Source organism: Rheinheimera sp. UJ63, from assembly GCF_021568285.1.
Lineage (GTDB): Bacteria > Pseudomonadota > Gammaproteobacteria > Enterobacterales > Alteromonadaceae > Alishewanella > Alishewanella maricola.
The window spans coordinates 220,849-237,661 of record NZ_JAKGTQ010000004.1; the positions used below are offsets into that span (position 1 = coordinate 220,849).

The 16,813-nt window shown below is 47.5% G+C and carries 16 protein-coding genes; 3 read left to right on the top strand and 13 right to left on the bottom strand.

What is annotated here, in order from left to right:
* Window positions 1–651 precede the first annotated feature (651 nt).
* From L1N97_RS13055 to L1N97_RS13075, 5 genes are all read right to left on the bottom strand, one after another.
* Entirely contained in the window at window positions 652–1,434 is a 783-nt protein-coding gene (locus L1N97_RS13055; protein WP_236130082.1) for an HvfC family RiPP maturation protein, read from the bottom strand.
* On the bottom strand, window positions 1,431–2,276 hold the full coding sequence (locus tag L1N97_RS13060) for an HvfB family MNIO-type RiPP peptide maturase (protein ID WP_236130125.1): 846 nt from the start codon (window positions 2,274–2,276) through the stop codon (window positions 1,431–1,433). The genes L1N97_RS13055 and L1N97_RS13060 overlap by 4 nt, the downstream gene beginning before the upstream one ends.
* 7 nt (window positions 2,277–2,283) lie before the next feature.
* Window positions 2,284–2,838: an HvfA family oxazolone/thioamide-modified RiPP metallophore gene (locus L1N97_RS13065; RefSeq protein ID WP_236130083.1), complete on the bottom strand. Its 555-nt coding sequence runs from the start codon at window positions 2,836–2,838 to the stop codon at window positions 2,284–2,286.
* Between the two features lie 149 nt (window positions 2,839–2,987).
* Window positions 2,988–3,710 carry a cytochrome c biogenesis CcdA family protein gene (locus L1N97_RS13070; RefSeq protein ID WP_229586392.1) on the bottom strand — a complete coding sequence of 241 codons (723 nt, stop codon included), beginning with the start codon at window positions 3,708–3,710 and terminating at the stop codon, window positions 2,988–2,990.
* Window positions 3,711–3,725: 15 nt separating this feature from the next.
* Window positions 3,726–4,130, bottom strand: a complete 405-nt coding sequence (locus L1N97_RS13075) for a TlpA family protein disulfide reductase (RefSeq protein WP_236130084.1) — start codon at window positions 4,128–4,130, stop codon at window positions 3,726–3,728.
* A 176-nt stretch (window positions 4,131–4,306) separates the two neighbouring features.
* Here L1N97_RS13075 and L1N97_RS13080 point away from each other — a divergent pair, with 176 nt between their 5' ends.
* Complete coding sequence (locus L1N97_RS13080) at window positions 4,307–4,825, top strand: RNA polymerase sigma factor (protein ID WP_236130085.1); 519 nt, start codon at window positions 4,307–4,309, stop codon at window positions 4,823–4,825.
* An 18-nt stretch (window positions 4,826–4,843) separates the two neighbouring features.
* Complete coding sequence (locus tag L1N97_RS13085) at window positions 4,844–5,473, top strand: NrsF family protein (RefSeq protein ID WP_236130086.1); 630 nt, start codon at window positions 4,844–4,846, stop codon at window positions 5,471–5,473.
* 14 nt (window positions 5,474–5,487) lie between these two features.
* On the opposite strand, the gene L1N97_RS13090 is transcribed toward L1N97_RS13085, so the two are convergent.
* Complete coding sequence (locus L1N97_RS13090; RefSeq protein WP_229586399.1) at window positions 5,488–5,763, bottom strand: hypothetical protein; 276 nt, start codon at window positions 5,761–5,763, stop codon at window positions 5,488–5,490.
* Window positions 5,764–5,894: 131 nt separating this feature from the next.
* Here L1N97_RS13090 and L1N97_RS13095 point away from each other — a divergent pair, with 131 nt between their 5' ends.
* A complete protein-coding gene (locus L1N97_RS13095; protein WP_236130087.1) occupies window positions 5,895–8,285 on the top strand; it encodes a Lon protease family protein in 2,391 nt (796 codons plus the stop codon).
* Between the two features lie 129 nt (window positions 8,286–8,414).
* On the opposite strand, the gene L1N97_RS13100 is transcribed toward L1N97_RS13095, so the two are convergent.
* The 7 genes from L1N97_RS13100 to L1N97_RS13130 all read right to left on the bottom strand — a co-directional run bounded on the left by L1N97_RS13100 (window position 8,415) and on the right by L1N97_RS13130 (window position 16,724).
* Window positions 8,415–10,079, bottom strand: coding sequence for a S8 family serine peptidase (locus L1N97_RS13100; RefSeq protein WP_236130088.1), 1,665 nt, complete (start codon window positions 10,077–10,079; stop codon window positions 8,415–8,417).
* A 300-nt stretch (window positions 10,080–10,379) separates the two neighbouring features.
* Complete coding sequence (gene lnt / locus L1N97_RS13105; RefSeq protein WP_236130089.1) at window positions 10,380–11,924, bottom strand: apolipoprotein N-acyltransferase; 1,545 nt, start codon at window positions 11,922–11,924, stop codon at window positions 10,380–10,382.
* 5 nt (window positions 11,925–11,929) lie between these two features.
* Window positions 11,930–12,799 (bottom strand): HlyC/CorC family transporter, encoded by an 870-nt coding sequence (locus L1N97_RS13110; protein ID WP_229586404.1) that lies wholly within the window; start codon window positions 12,797–12,799, stop codon window positions 11,930–11,932.
* Between the two features lie 33 nt (window positions 12,800–12,832).
* A complete protein-coding gene (ybeY, locus tag L1N97_RS13115) occupies window positions 12,833–13,294 on the bottom strand; it encodes an rRNA maturation RNase YbeY (RefSeq protein ID WP_229586406.1) in 462 nt (153 codons plus the stop codon).
* A complete protein-coding gene (locus L1N97_RS13120) occupies window positions 13,291–14,289 on the bottom strand; it encodes a PhoH family protein (protein ID WP_229586478.1) in 999 nt (332 codons plus the stop codon). The genes ybeY and L1N97_RS13120 overlap by 4 nt, the downstream gene beginning before the upstream one ends.
* A gap of 65 nt (window positions 14,290–14,354) precedes the next feature.
* Window positions 14,355–15,779: a tRNA (N6-isopentenyl adenosine(37)-C2)-methylthiotransferase MiaB gene (gene miaB, locus L1N97_RS13125; protein WP_236130090.1), complete on the bottom strand. Its 1,425-nt coding sequence runs from the start codon at window positions 15,777–15,779 to the stop codon at window positions 14,355–14,357.
* Window positions 15,780–15,875: 96 nt separating this feature from the next.
* On the bottom strand, window positions 15,876–16,724 hold the full coding sequence (locus L1N97_RS13130) for a DMT family transporter (protein WP_236130091.1): 849 nt from the start codon (window positions 16,722–16,724) through the stop codon (window positions 15,876–15,878).
* Window positions 16,725–16,813 lie beyond the last annotated feature (89 nt).

Genomic DNA, 16,813 nt, shown 5'->3' on the forward strand with positions numbered 1-16,813 from the left:
CCGGGCTTTCGCCGCAACGTAGGGTCGCATTTTCTTTGGATACTTTCTTTTGGCGACGCAAAAGAAAGTATCTCGCCGCAAGGTGAAATACTGACTAGCCTATGGCTTAGTTATTGAAATTGTTAAATTAAAAGTTAGAAACTGAGTGTTAAGCTGATTTGCTCGGTATCTGACCCCGAAGCTATGTATTTACGTTTTGTATCTGACAGCGAAGCTTGAAGCTTGCAAAACGTTAAACGCTGCGTAAAGCTTCGGCTGGAGCACGCTGTAAATACCTCCTTGTACGCTCCTCTTTTTCATCCCTGAAAAAGACGTCTTAAGCCAAAGTTTACTTCGCTGTTAACTCGTCAAGCATCAATCCGAAGTGTTTGTGCTTTTAATCCCATTACGTTGCAAGCCGGGCAACCTGGCGCGGCCAAGGTTTTAAGACGAGGGGTGTTTGAGCGAGGCACGGTAGTGCCGAACGAGTTACCTCGTCGCCTTGGTCGGGTTAGGTTGAGTCGGGCTTTCGCCGCAACGTAGGGTCGCATTTTCTTTGGATACTTTCTTTTGGCGACGCAAAAGAAAGTATCTCGCCGCAAGGTGAAATACTGACTAGCAGTTAAGGCTTAGTTATTGAAATTGTTAAATTAACAGTCAGAAACTGAGTATTCAGCTGATTTGCTCGGAATCTGACCCCGAAGCTATGTCTGGAGCACGCACAATAGCCCCTGCGGTAGCCCATTGCTGCAATAACGGCAAAGCCGCTGCCGTTAATTGCGCTGGGCTAAGTTGCGGCAGCATTGGAGCAAGCTGCTGAATATGCTCGGATAGGGGCTGACCGGGTTGTTGTTGGATATTATTTAATAGCAATAAGGTAGCCTGATTTAAACTGACAAAAATCACCTCATCAGCCAAATCGCGATAGATCAAAAAACACTGTAGCTCACCTGGCGTGCTCGGTTGAAAGTCTTTACTAATTTGCTGTACCGGAAATTGGTAGGCGCTCAGTAGTGCCAGTTCTGACAAGGCCAATGCTGCCGTGCTGACGTCATCTGCAGCAAGTGGTTCAACCGCTTGGGTGGCTTTGACGGTGCCGACATAGAGTTCTGCCCATTCATAATGCGCCAGTTCAGCCAGAAAAGGCGGATCCTCGGCGGTCAATGTGTATTGTTGTAAAAAACTGACAAATTGCTCGGCGATATGCAAAAAATAAGGTGAATGACAGGCATAGTCACGAAAAAATGCGGTTTGTAACGCCAGCCAGGCTTTAGCTGGGTACAGGCTGTGTAATACCGGGAAGGCATTATCAATAAAGCCGCGCACATTATTAAAAAACAATTCTTGGTAAACCTGCAAGCGCTCAGGCGCTAAGGTTGCTACGGCACTAGGAGGTTTATCAGGATTGCGGATAGCCTTGGCAAAATCTCGTTGCATTTGAGCTAACTGGCTCATGAGGCTTGCCGCTCTAATTGACGTTGTGCGTGTTGCAACTGCTTGATATAACGAAGCTCCTGACAAAGCTGCGGCATGGCCGGTACGTTAAAATCACGTTCATATAAAGTGGGTTTTACACCATGGTGTTGATAAGCCGCTTGCAGCAGTTGCCATACTGGATCGGGCACATCGGCGCCATGGGTATCAATTAATAGGTTTGCTGTTTGCTGGTAGTGCCCGGCAACATGATAGTAGGCAATGCGCTCGGTTGGCATCGCTTGTAAAAAGGTGTTGGCGTCATAACCATGATTAACCGCATTAACGTAGATGTTATTCACATCCAGTAACAGCTGACAGTCGGCTTCTTCTAATACCGCCTGTAAAAACTGTTGCTCGCTTAATTGCTGATCGGGTGCAACATAGTAGGAGACGTTCTCTAAGATCAGCGGGCGCTCTAAAATATCTTGCACCTGCTGGATGCGGCCAGAGACATAATGGATGGCTTCTTCAGTAAAAGGGATTGGCATTAAATCGTACAGATGGCCATTGGCAGAGCAATAACTCAAGTGCTCGCTATACTGCAAAATCTGATGTTCATCCAAAAACTGTTTTACCTGTTTAACAAAGGCCACATCTAAGGGATCGGGGCTGGCAATCGATAGCGATAAGCCATGACAAAAAAACGGATACTGTTCGGTTAAGCGCCGAAAATCGCGCTGCAGTTTGCCACCGTAAGGTAACCAGTTTTCTGGCGCCACTTCAAAGAAATCAATGTCTGCCGGTTTTTGCTGAAGCAATTCCGGCAGCATTTCACGGCGCAGGCCAAGGCCCGCGCTGTGCTTGTCGAGTGACAAGGGCATGAGTGACTTAGATAGAGCCACACTTACCTTCGCCACATTTCATTTCTTTGGCTTTATCACTGGCTTTTTTCTTGGCATCCATGGCTTTGTCAGCACCCGCCGCTTTCGCTGAGTCGGCTTTATCATGGGCGTGTGCTTTCATCTCTGCGCCACACTTGCCTTCACCACACTTCATTTCTTTGGCTTTGTCGGCCGCGGCTTTTTTCATGTCGGCACCACATTTGCCTTCACCACATTTCATTTCTTTGGCTTTATCGGCAGCGGCTTTTTTCATGTCTTCGCCACATTTACCTTCGCCACACTTCATTTCTTTGGCTTTATCGGCAGCGGCTTTTTTCATGTCTTCGCCACACTTGCCTTCTCCGCACTTCATTTCTTGCGCTTTATCTTTCACTTTAACCTTTACGCCTGTGCCGGTTTCGGTGTGATTGTGCAGTTGATAGGCCATGGTCAGTTGTTGTGCTTGAAACGGGTTATTGTTCGTTTCGGCATTTACAGTAGCTGAACCCAGTGCTAAAGCACCTAGGGCTAGGGTAAGTTGTGTTTTGGTTAAGCTGTTCATGTGAGATCCTTGTTGTTTGTTACATCAGCGCCCGTTGCGGCACTTTTTATCGCCACTCTGTTTTGTCTTAGCCTAAACAGAAGCGGGTTATCTGTAAAGTATAGCTTGTTCGTGTCTGAATGGCTTTGCTGCGACACGATTCAAACCGCTTAATAGGTGGTAATTAAATTTAACCAGGTGTCAGGCAGGTTATCCGTAGCCCAAATCAGTATCATTTGATCGGCTCCCGTTAAGATCAGTAGACCCACCAACAATAAACTGTAGCCAAGAACTTGCCGTGCTTTTTCTCCACCAGCGGCGATTTTGGGTAAAAAACGTCGAGCGGAACCGGCAAACAGATAAGCGATAGCAATGAGCGGCAGTGCGGCGCCAATACCAAACACCAGCATTTGCACGCCCGCGTTGACTAAACTACCGGAGTTACCGGCGAGGCCCAATGCCGCACCGAGAATAGGGCCTGCGCATGGACTCCAAATGGCGCCCAGCATTAAACCTAACCAAAAGGCACCACCGGGTTTTTGTTCCAAGGTTGTAGCCAGTTGGTCCGCTTTAGCGGCCAAGGGCGCAAAAAAGCCGCTGCTGCCTTGCTTGAACCAAGGCAACACTAAGGCTAAACCAAATAATACCAATAAACTGGCAAACAATGGCCGGGTAACACTATCACTTAGCCCAAGCACACTGCCAAGACCATGCAGCAGCATGCCCATCAAAGCAAAACCAATGGCCAAACCCATACCCGTAAATACGGGAGCCAATTTATGTTTTGCTAAGCCAGAACTGGCCATTACGGGCAGCACCGGCAAAATGCACGGTGATAACGTAATTAACATACCCGCCAGTAATAGCAGTGGTAACAGGCTAAAATCAATCATTAACCGACTCCCGTGTTATAGCGCTTTTAGCATTTCAGCTTTAATCGCTTGCTCGTCAGTTAAGCCTCGGGTTAAGGACACTAATTCGCCTTTATTCACGACAATAATGGTGCTTTGACCGGTAACGCCATAGCGATTGTTTAATGCTTTCTCTGTTACTTGGTTATATTGCAGCACTTTAAGATCGCTAAACGCGGGGTCCTTTAACAGTGCCTCAATCACCGGCACTTGTTTCGCACACACTGGGCAACCGGGTTTAGTGGCAACTAGTACAAAGCTACCTTGTTGCTCTGCCTCGACTAATTGTGCTGCAGAGTAAGCGGGTAAGACAAAGTTAGTGGCATTCGCTTGCGGGGCAGTGAATAGTGCTACGGCGAAAGTTGATGCTAGGGCGAACGTTTTTAAAGAAGTACTTAACATAATAAAAATCCTATTGTGAGAGAAATAAACCACAAAGTGCGGTGTGTTCAGGGGTAATTGGCGAGAAAACTAGAAAAGGTTACAGAAAAATAATTTATTTTTGCTGTAACTTTTTGTCGTGTTATCGTCAATAACAAAGCAATTGGCCGTCGACAGCCATAGAAACAGGATTAAACATGAACGACTGGCAGGTTCTGCTAGAACGAGCCCAGCAGGGAGATAAGCAAGCTTACAGTGCTTTTTTAAGCGCCATTTTACCGTTTTTGCGCATGCGAGCTCGGCGCTATGTGCCCGCGCAACATTTAGACGACTTTGTGCAAGAGACGTTATTAACGGTACATCGCATTTTGCATACGTATCAAGTTGGCTTACCCGTTGAACCCTGGCTTAGTGGCATTTTGCGGCATAAATATTTTGAAAGTCGTCGTCAACTAGCGGCGAATGAACATCAATCGTTAAGTGATGAAGACAGCTGGCAGCCCAGCGTGCCTTTGGATGAAGATGAGCAATATCAAGCTGTTAGTCATTTACTGGCACCGCTAAATGCGGCACAAGCACAGGTGTTGTATGCCACCAAGGTAGAAGAATTGTCGATAGATGAAACCGCCAACCTGATGCAGCGCAGTTCGTCTTGGGTTAAGGTTAATGTGTTTCGAGCTATTCAGCTGTTACGCAGCGAATTAAATGAAAAATAAATAAGGTTAATTAGTCAGATGGCGGATAAAACAGAGCAACTTATCGCGAAACTGGTCGACTCACATCAGGCGGTGCGGCCATTTCTAGCACCGCAAATTACCTATTTAACCTTGGGCATGGTGTTGATGTGCGCATTGTTATTGATGCTGCCTTTTGGTTTACGTTTTGATTGGCCGCTGGCTGGGATGCTGAAAACCGCTGCCTTATTCATGCTAGTGGTGACGTTGCTGCAACTGACTTTATTGCTTAGTCAGCCGTTGCTGCCACAATGGCGCAAAGCCCCGCTCTTATGGTTGTCACTTGCTAGTAGCGTTGGGTTATTGATCTGTTTAGGTAATATGGGTGAGCCGCTGAGTTTCGGGCAAGCCGCCCAAGTTTCTTCATTTTGGGCCTGTATTGCTTGGATAGCGCCAGTGGGTATGGCGGCAGGCTGGATATTATCAAGAATGTTACGCCGAGCGCGGCCTTTGCACCGCATGGCTTTGCGCTTGGTGGTAGGAGGCCTAGCCGGTAGCTTAGCCGCCTTAGTGTATAGTTTGCATTGCCGCGTTGATGCCCTTGCATACTTACTGTTAGCTTATGGTTTAGCGGCAACCCTCGCCTTGCTGGGGAGCTTACTTAGCAGCCACCGGCTGTGGCGCTGGTAGCCCCTACTGCATTATTAATGCACCCGATAATAACGGCAGAAGTAATCAATCACACTATTCGCATCTAAATGTGAAAAGGTCAGATGATGTTTTGCCATAACGGCTTGCCCCAAGGTTTGTAAAATCGTCTCTAAACCGGCCCCACTTGGGCGTTCTAATTGATGTTGCTGAAATAAAAAGTCTAAGGCCGCTGAGGTATAAGATTTACCTGGCAAAGGCTGGGTTAATTCCAGCTCATGAAGCCGTGCTCCTAAGTTGCGTATTTTTTGTAAACAGTTGCGTTCGTCCATTGCCGGCCTCCGAAATGCTAAATGATGGATATTTTGTTTATCGGCAGCCGCATAATAAACTTTAGCGCTGGGCAGAGCGCGACGCTTTTTGGTAGTATAGCGGCCAATACGTAACCCTTTTAAGGCGATGCATGACGCAGCTTAATCAGTCACTGGCGCTCCACCCGACACAGTTGTGTCCTCAATTAGATCCCCAATTAATTGCAGCCGCACTGCAACAACCGGCCTTGCCGTCGGCCTTTATTGGCCAAGACCGTGCGCGCTCTGCGTTAGAGTTTGCTATTGGCATGGATATGCCGGGTTATAACTTGTATGTCATGGGGGAACAGGCGTTAGGGCGTTCCACCCTAGTGCATGATATTTTGCATCAAGCCGCCAGTGAAAAAGCCACGCCAGATGAGTGGTGTTACCTGAATAACTTTGATGATGAGCGTGTACCCAGTACCTGTCGTCTATTAGCCGGAGAAGGCCGCAAACTGGTCAAAAAACTCGAAGCGCTGATTGATGAGTTAATGGATACCTTTCCGGCCGCTTTTGATAACCCAGGTTATCAACGGAAGAAAAAAGCCATTCATCGTACCTTTGATAAGCGCTATGAAGAGGCTATTGATCGGGTTGAAAGCAAAGCCTTAGAAAAACAAGTGGTGTTGTACGAAGAAAACGGCGCCGTCAGTTTTTCACCGATCATTGATGGTAAACCCTTAGATGATCAAGAGTTTTCTAAGTTAACGGAAGAACAGCGCCAATATTTTTATGGTTTAGTTTCAGAGCTAGAAACCATCCTCAATGAAGAGTTATTAGAATTACCGCGTTGGAAACGTGAACTCTCCGAGAGCCTGCGAGGGTTGTGCAAAGACACCATTGAGCAAGCCATTAAACCGATGCTGAAGCAGCTAGAACATGACTACAATGCTGAACTTGGCGTATTAAAATATCTGCGTGATATGCGTACCCCTTTAATTAAAGCGGTGCTGGAATTATTGCCGGATGAATCAGACGGCGAAAAAAACGAAGAGCCGATTAGCCGCGAATTTTTTATAGAAGAGTTTGTGCCCAATGTGCTTGTGCATTATGAAAGCATGTCTGGCGCTCCCATTGTGTTTGAAGCTAATCCTAGTTACGGTAATTTGTTTGGCCGCGTCGAATATAACTCCTCTAGTGGTTCACTTTACACCAACTATCGAATGATCCGCCCAGGGGCATTACACCGGGCCAATGGCGGCTATCTTATTTTAGACGCCGATCGCTTATTGTCACAACCGGCGCTTTGGGATGCACTAAAGTTAGCGCTAAAAGCGGGCGAAGTCGTGATCGATACCCTTAGTGAACATGCGGTAACTAACTCGACGATTATTACCCCCAAAGCGATCCCGCTGAATGTTAAAGTGGTGCTGCTCGGCTCGCGCGATCTGTATTATCTGGTACAAGATCTCGATGATGAATTTAACGAGCTGTTTCGCGTACTGGCCGATTTTGAACATTACTTGCCGTATCAAGCCGAAACGGTCAGTGATATGACGCAGCAAATTCAGGTACAGATGCGCCAAATGCACATTGCCCAGCTATCAGCTTGCGGTTTGCAACAGCTGTTGTTATTTAGTTTTCGTCAAGCTGAACATCAAAGCAAGTTATCGGCCCGTTTTGCCGATGTGTTGGAATTAGTGCGTGAGGCGTGTTATTTCGCGCAACAGCAACAAGCTGAAGAATTAACCGCTGAGCATGTTAAACAAGCCTTAGCGGGTAAGCAATATCGTACCGGGCGTATTAGTGAAGCCTTTTTAGAAGATATTCAAGAAGGGCAGATCCTCATTGATACCGATGGCGCTGGCGTGGGTAAGATCAATGGTTTAACCGTATTAGAGATTGGCGATACGGCTTTTGGTACCCCTGCGCGGATCAGCGCGACCGTGTTTGCGGGCTCGAGTGGCGTGGTCGACATAGAGCGAGAAGTAGAACTCGGTAAAGCCATTCACTCGAAAGGCGTATTACTCCTGACCGGTTATTTGGGTTCTAAATATGCGCGAGACTTCCCGCTGACACTTAGCGCCAATATTGCGATGGAACAATCTTATGGCCATATCGATGGTGATAGTGCTTCTTTAGCTGAGGTGTGTGCCTTAATTTCTGCTATTACTGAAGTCCCCATTTTGCAAAGCTTAGCGGTAACGGGGTCGATCAACCAATATGGTCAGGTACAAGCGATTGGCGGTGTTAACGAAAAAATTGAAGGCTTCTTCAGACTGTGTCAATCGCGTGGTTTGACGGGGCAGCAAGGTGTGATTATTCCTGCCAGTAACCAAATAAATTTGGTATTACGTCATGAAGTGGTCGAAGCGGTAGCGACAGGCCAATTTCATATTTACGCCGTGCGTACTGTTGATGAAGCACTGGAGCTGTTAACGGCGCAATTGGCCGGGGAGCGAAATGCACGTGGCCAATACCCGAAAAAATCAGTCAATGCCAAGGCGCGAGCGCGTTTAGCCTTGTTGGCGGAATTAGTTAATGGCAGTGCCGAAGAGTAAGCTATCGGTGGCGTGCTGCATAGCTGTTAGCTCGCTTTCAAAAAAGAACGCTGACTTAAGCTGCAGAAAAAGGTGATAACACAAAATAAGAAAGCCGCTTAACAGCGGCTTTCTTTATTTAGCGCGGGTTTAACCACATTTTCTTGGACCGCCTTTACATGGCTCTGGTTCTGGCTCTGGATCACCACCACCTGAACCACCACCGTTGCCGGCACAACCATAAGTGGTGAGGTAATCATAAGCCGCTTTGGCTTTAACAATACCTTTACCAAATTTCTGTGGATCGCCACCGCTAGGTAAGCTGGCTGTTGCTTTCAGCGCACTGCGGATTTGCGTACCGGTACATTGGGGGAAGTTAGACCATACACGCGTGGCTAAACCGGCTACTGCTGGCGTGGCCATCGAGGTACCGCTCATATAACCGTAATCTGAAGCACCTACGCTGATGCTGGCTGTGGCGGCACTCAGTAAGGCTGAACGATCTTCAAAGGCTGCGCCCACGGCGGGGATTGACGTCGTATTCGCAGTGCCCGCACCTAAAGTACCGTATAACATGCCCGGCGCATTATTAATTAAAATAGCACCGATACCACCGGATAACTGGCAGTTTTTCACTTTGTCATGGAAAGAAATAGTACCACGGTCAATCACACAAACTTTACCTGATGCGCCGCTGTTAGTGGCAGTGGCTTCACCCATAAAGAAAGTGCTGCCTGAAGCCTCGCCGGTATTTTCCATGGCAGAGGCGGCATAACCGTTATTACCTGCGGTTAAGGCTGCCATTGAGGCACCACCAGAAGGGTAGGTAGAAAGCGTATCTACACCGCCTGCGGCCACTTCAACACAAAAGCCTTCATTGGTGACACTGCGTTTACCTTGGCCTGAGCTACAAGAGGGATATTGCGAGAAAGAAGCAATTTGATTATTGGCATCATTCGCGCCAATCATCATTACCGAGGCATAACCTGCCGGATAAGAGCGCACTGAGTTACCGTCGTTACCAGCTGCCGCTAACACTAAGCCGCCATTATTGGTAAAGTTATTAAAGGCGTTTTCTTCGGTGCTGTTGGCACCGCCACCGCCTAAACTCATGTTAATCACTTTAGCGCCATTCGCTGCACAGAGGTTGGCCGCTTGTGCCAGATCGGAGGAATACCCCCAACCAGCGGCGTTAAATACTTTAATGATATGCATCGGCGTTCCCGGTGCCATACCAATCACACCTTCGCCATTATTGGCGGCGCCGATGGTGCCGGCAACGTGAGTACCATGTGGGCCACCATCGCGGAACCAGTCATTGGTGCCTGAGTTACTCGTACCGGTAATGCTACCCCAGTTAAAGTCTGGGTTGTAACCGCCGGTTTCACCATTATCACGGGCAATACCGGAATCGATGACACATACCTTAAGTGACGTACCCAAGCTGAACGGGGTTAAATTCGCTTGTGATTGGTAAAAAGCATAAGGCGTTAATTGCTGTTGCGTAGGGTTACCCGCATCATCTTGATACAGGGCCAACGGGTAACGCTTAACATCTTGTTCAATTAATTTGATATGCGGGTTATTTAATAACCCTTTGACTTCGCTTAGATCTTTATTCAAGAACGTAGCGGCAATAAAGCCATCAGAATCGACATGGATTTGACCACCGAGCTTAACGGTCAGGGCTTTGACAATACCCTTTTTGTCGTTATCCACTTGGATGATGTAACGGTCAGAAGCCACGGCGTGGCCGGCTAAGCTCAGAGCAACTAAGGTTGCTAGCGTTAGAGGAGTGAGTTTATTGAGAGTCATGGTACTTCCTTCACTGCTGTATGAATGGCTGTTAAATCAGCCTTCTAGTTTTTATCGCAATTAAATTGCTATTTATCGCAAAGAGTAGCGGTTTTAGTTTTGGCACGATACCGCCCAAAAAGCAAACATAAATAATCTTTTTTATAAAATTAATCGCTAATGTACCTAGAACCTAAACGCATAGCGTCAAATTTGTTACAAGGTCACATCGGGTTAGAGCAAACCGATGTTAGCGTGTAGCACGGGGTGGGCAGGGGCAAAATGAAGATGACGGCGAGTGGAACAATCGCCAAGTTAAAGCTACAAACTGTGCTGCTGGCGACCACGCCAAGCTGCTGTTAGCAAGCTCAGTAGGCTAAGTAGAAACACCGGCAGATCCCCCAGCGTACTGTATAGCGTACGTCCGGTGGCTAAGGGTAACTGATCACTCACCAGTGCTTCGGTAAATTGGGGGGCGCGCTCCCGGATCTCTCCGGATGCGGCAATAGAAGCGGTAATGCCATTGTTGGTCGCTCGTAGTACTGGGCGGCCAAATTCTAAAGCGCGCATGCGCGCTATTTGCAAATGCTGATGGGGGCCAATGCTGTCGCCAAACCAAGCATCATTACTGACTGTCAGTAATACCTGGGTATCGGCAGTGAAATTGGCACGGATCTGTGCCGGAAACGCAATTTCAAAACAGATAGCGGGCAATAAATGTACACCATTGGCGATAAGGTTCGGTTGTACATAGCTACCTCGGCTAAAGGAGCTCATCGGCAGATCGAAAATCGGAGCGAGCTGACGTAATAGCTGCTCAAACGGCACAAATTCGCCAATCGGTAACAAATGATGTTTGCTAAAACGATTAGCATGGCCATAAAAATAGTGACCGCGCTCAGCATCGGGCTGTTGCTTACCCAGCACAATAAGATTATTCCAAGCTTCGCCGGTTTTATGTCGATAATCGATAATGCCGCTGATAATAGCGGTGTCGCTGTAGGTCGCAGAGCTATCGAGGTTCTCTAGAAAATCGATGGCTAACGGTTCTAATTGCGGTATAGCCGCTTCTGGCCAAATAATAATATGGTGTTCGCTTAAATGTGGCCGAGTGAGATCAAGGTATTTCAGCATGGTCGGCCATTCTTGCTCTGGCGCCCAGCGCAGATCTTGTTTGATATTGCCTTGTACCAATAGCACCGGCACCGTCTGACCACTTAACTGCCAGCCTTTTAGGGGGGCAAGCAACGGGCTGATAGCAACAAGCATAACGGCAATGCTTAGAAAACTGGCTTGTTGCCAGCGTGCTAAGGAAGATTTGTACAACAAACTGCCGCTAGCGGCGATAAACACCATTAGCCAACTGAGCCCAATTTCGCCAATTAATGGTGCCCAATGCCGTAATAACGAATCCGTTTGGCTGTATCCAAGCGATAACCAAGGAAAACCCGTTAGCATCACACTGCGTAGCCATTCAGCGAAAATCCAGCTAGCCGCGAATAATAACGGCAAGGGCAGTGCATTGGCAAAACGGCGGGTTAACCAGGCAGCGAGAGCTGGGAATAACGCGAGGTAGCCCACTAACAGCGCCATCAAGCCTAAACTGGCAATCAGCGGCAAGCCACCAAATTGATCAATACTGACATGCACCCAGCTAATACCGACACCAAACCAACCGATACCATAACTAAAACCGGCAATAGCGGCTTGACGTGGTTGCTTACTGTATCGAATGGCCAGCGCTAATAGCGCTAAGGTAAAAAACGGCAGCCACCACAAATGATAGGGCGTAAAAGCTAGGGTATTCAGTGCGCCTGCCGCCAGTAAAACCAGCGGCAGTGCCAAGCGAGATAAGCCAGAACGCAAAATGATTAGTTTCCTTCTTCTTCCGATTTGCGCGGTTGAATCACTTGAAGTTGCATTAAACGCCGGCTGTTGGCTTTGCTCACTTTGAATTTAAGATCGCCCAGCGTAATGCTTTCACCTCGGGCGGGCATATGTCCAAAAGCATGCAACACGATACCGCCGATGGTATCGGCATCTTCTTCGTCAAAAGAGGTGCCGAAGCTTTCATTAAATTCATCTAAAGGGGTTAACGCACTGACTTGAAATACCCGAGAGGCCATCTTTTTGATGTCATGATCTTCGTGATCATCATGTTCATCTTCAATTTCGCCGACGATTTGTTCCAAGATATCTTCAATGGTTAATAGGCCTGAAACACCGCCGTATTCATCAACCACAATGGCCATATGATAGCGTTTTTGCCGAAACTCACGCAGTAAGGCATCGACCTTTTTGCTTTCAGGAATAATCACAGCAGGGCGGACTAAATTGCTCCACTGCCAATCGTTATTCGTGTCATCCAACGCATATTGCAGAATATCTTTTACGATCAGAATGCCTTCGATATGGTCTTTATCTTCATTGACCACCGGATAACGGCTATGATTGTTTTCCAACAAGATGGGTAGTACTTCAGACAGGGGCTGCTCAATGTCAATGGTCGCCATTTGTGAGCGTGGGATCATAATGTCCCGAGCGCGCATTTTTGACACGTCCAAAACACCTTGCAACATATCCTTGGTATCGGTATCAATTAGCTCACGCATAGCCGCTTCGCTAATAATATCTTCCAAATCAGACAGATCTTGAGGCTCTGCGTTGAAAATGTTGGCGATACGTTCTAACCAACTGCGACTCGCAGAACCGCGACTAGAGTGGGGGTTGTCTTCACTCATCAGTGAACTTGTGCTCCGTTAAAATAATAAAAACTATTCATCATCCAATAAATAGGGATTGGCTATGCCTAACTGCGCGAGGATCTGAATTTCTTCGGCTTCCATTTCAACGGCATCCTCATCATTTATATGGTCAAATCCCAATAAATGCAAGCACCCGTGCACCACCATATGGGCCCAATGTGCAAACAAGGGTTTTTCTTGTTCGCTCGCTTCGGCGGCCACTACGTCGGCAGCAATGATTAAATCACCGAGCAAACTTAATTCTACGCCCGGTGGACATTGAAATGGAAAACTCAGCACATTGGTGGGCTTATCTTTCGCGCGATATTGGGCATTCAGTTGTTGGCTTTCGGCATTATCCACCACACGAATGGTCACTTCAGCCTCAGCTTGAAATGGCGTTACAGCTGCGTTTAGCCATTGTTGAAATTGCGCTTCGCTAGGTAAATTTTTCGCAGAGCTGGCCAGCTGTAAATCTAAGGTGATGCTCATTTTGCTCTAAATTCTCGCTGCTCAGGGCCATTCGGTTTTGGGTTTGCCGCTTCAAAAGCTTCATAGGCTTGCACAATACGTTGCACAATAGGGTGGCGTACCACGTCTTTGGCATTGAAAAAGTTAAAACTGATTTCTGGCACGGCAGACAGCACATCTATGGCATGTTTTAAACCGGAGTACTGGCCACGCGGTAAGTCGACTTGCGTTATATCACCGGTGATCACGGCTTTGGCACTAAAACCAATGCGGGTTAAAAACATTTTCATTTGCTCGGTGGTGGTATTTTGGCTTTCATCCAAGATGATAAAGGCATCATTTAAAGTTCGCCCCCGCATATAAGCCAAGGGGGCAATTTCAATGACGCCGCGCTCAAGGTATTTTTCAACCTTTTCAAAGCCGAGCATTTCAAATAGCGCATCATACAAAGGCCGTAAGTAGGGATCGACTTTTTGGGCTAAATCACCAGGCAAGAAACCGAGCTTTTCACCCGCTTCGACCGCGGGCCGCGTTAAGATAATGCGTTTAACCAGGCCGCTTTCTAGGGCATCAACGGCACACGCTACCGCTAAATAGGTTTTGCCGGTACCGGCAGGGCCAACACCAAAACACACATCATGTTGCAGCACATTAGCAACATAAGCCGCTTGGTTAGGATTACGCGGTTTAATCAGGCCTTTTTTGGTTTTTAGGCTAAATTCTTTCTGGCGGCTGCCGGGTTCAGCATCTTGATACTCAATTTCAACGTGTTCGCTGATCATCAAGTGCACTTGTTCTGGGGTAATACCGTCTTGTTGCTGCTCGACATTCGCGGTCAGTAAATAGAGTTCTTGCAAGATGTCGATAGTGGCGTCGACATTCGGCTGTTGGCCTTCAATCCGCATGGTGCCATTACGGTGGCTAATATTTACCTGTAAACGGCGTTCTAAGTGTTTCAGATTATCGTCGTACGGGCCACAAAGTAGCGTCAGGCGCCGGTGATCAACCGGCTCCATCAGCAATTCAGTGCTATAACTACTGTCACTATTCAATATAAATTTCTCTTTATTGTCCAGTTCGCTTAGGGAACAAAGTGAGTTACACCGAGATCGTCAGTTTTTGGCTGACGTGCAAGAATTTGTTGCGGCGCAATTTCACGGCGCAAGCCCATCTCCGCTTCAGTACGAATTAAGGTGCCACGTAAAGAATTACTGAACACATCGGTAATTTTCACGTCAACAAAACCGCCAATCATATCGGGTGAGCCTTCAAAGTTGACTACGCGATTATTCTCGGTTCGGCCGGTTAATTCCATAATATTTTTCTTAGACGGGCCTTCCACCAAAATACGCTGTTCGGTACCTAACATGCCACGGGCAATTTTCAGTGCCTGTTGGTTGATACGATCTTGCAGGATATATAAGCGCTGCTTTTTCGCGTCTTCGGTGACATCATCCGGTAAATCGGCTGCTGGCGTACCTGGGCGGGCGCTATAGATAAAACTAAAGCTCATATCAAAGCCAATGGATTGAATTAAATCCATGGTCGCTTGGAAGTCTTCATCAGTTTCACCAGGAAAGCCGATAATAAAGTCGGATGACATACTCAGGTTAGGCCGTATTTTCTTTAATTTACGGATCTGCGCTTTGTACTCTATGGCGGTATGGCCGCGTTTCATCAAGTTTAACACCCGGTCTGAACCTGACTGCACCGGTAAATGCAGATGATCGACCAGTTCAGGCACGTCTTTATACACTTCAATAATATCGTCGGTAAATTCAACCGGGTGTGAAGTGGTATATCGAATGCGGTCAATACCATCAATGGCGGCCACTAAGCGCAGCAGCTCAGAGAAATGACAAATACTGCCATCATGGGTGGCACCGCGATAACCGTTGACGTTTTGTCCCAGTAAGTTAACTTCACGCACACCTTGTTGCGCCAATTGGGCAATTTCAAATAACACGTCATCTAACGGTCGGCTGACCTCTTCACCACGGGTATAAGGCACGACACAAAAAGTGCAGTATTTAGAGCAGCCTTCCATCACCGAGACAAAAGCGCTTGGACCATCGGCCTTTGGCTCAGGTAAGCGGTCAAATTTTTCGATTTCAGGGAACGACACATCAACCACAGGAGAATGTGAGCCGCGCACTGAATTGATCATCTCGGGTAAGCGATGCAGCGTTTGTGGGCCAAACACGATATCGACATAGGGCGCGCGCTCACGGATCGCTTTGCCTTCTTGCGAAGCCACGCAGCCGCCGACACCAATGATCAAATCGGGATTTTTTTCTTTCAGTGGACGCCAGCGACCTAACTGATGGAACACTTTCTCCTGGGCTTTTTCCCGAATAGAGCAGGTATTAAGCAGAATCACATCAGCTTCTTCTGCCTCTTCGGTCAAAGTGTAGCCATGCGTTGCATCCAGTAGGTCGGCCATTTTTGATGAGTCGTATTCGTTCATCTGGCAGCCCCAGGTCTTAATATGCAGCTTTTTACCCATTGTCAGTGGTTACCTGTGTTAATGCGTCTAAAAAAGGGAGCGTATTTTAGCCTGTCTGACCGCTCAGTGCCAGAGACAGCTGCAAAAGTCTTTTAATCAAATTAATCGCTGTCGGGTAGTGATGTAACCCGCATAAAAAATCACCAGTACGCCCGCTGCCCAACTCATGGTGACGGGCTCTTGCCAAATCAAATAACCAAAAGCACCGGCAAACACCACGCTGCTGTAGGTCCACATGCCAATATCACTTGCTGGAGCAATGGCATAGGCGCGGGTCATCGCCAGTTGACCAATGGCGGCTAAGATGCCCATAGCAATAAAAGCAAGCCAAACGTCTTGGTTTAGTGGCTGCCAATAGAAAGGGAGCGGGATGGCCGATAAGATGGCGGTAAGCAGTGAAAAATAAAAGACGATACGCACAGCCGGTTCGGTATCCGACATATAACGAATGGTGGTTTTGGTAATGGCCACTAATACTGCCGAGCAAAGTGCAACGAGCAACACTGCATTTAACGCCGCATCGGGTGTCGGTAAAGCTAACACTACGCCGACAAAGCCCAATAAAATAGCAAATAAGGTCAAACGCGATGGGCGTTCCTTTAACCAAAAACGGGCAATGATCGGCACGACAAACGGCGAGAGTAATAATACCAACATACCTTGTGCCAGTGGCAGGCGCGCGAGCACATAAAAAAAGCAATACATACCCGTAATGCCGGTTAACGCTCGACTAGCATGCAGATACCAACGCTGCGTTTTCAGCATTTTAAAGCCATGTTTGTATAAAAAAGGCAGCATCAGCAGTAAGGCAAAAAAGTTGCGGAAAAACACCACTTGCGCTTCGCTAGCGGTTTCACTGGTAAATTTTACTACCGCACCTATGCCAGCAAAGCAGGCTTCAGCTAACAGCAAAAGTAGAGCACCTTTTAGCAGGTGAGGAGCCATGGCGTGTTCCATAAAACATCAAGGTGCTTAGTATAACGCGGTGACGACTTGAAAATCTGCTCGCGCTTTGCGAATCACGAAAAAATCAG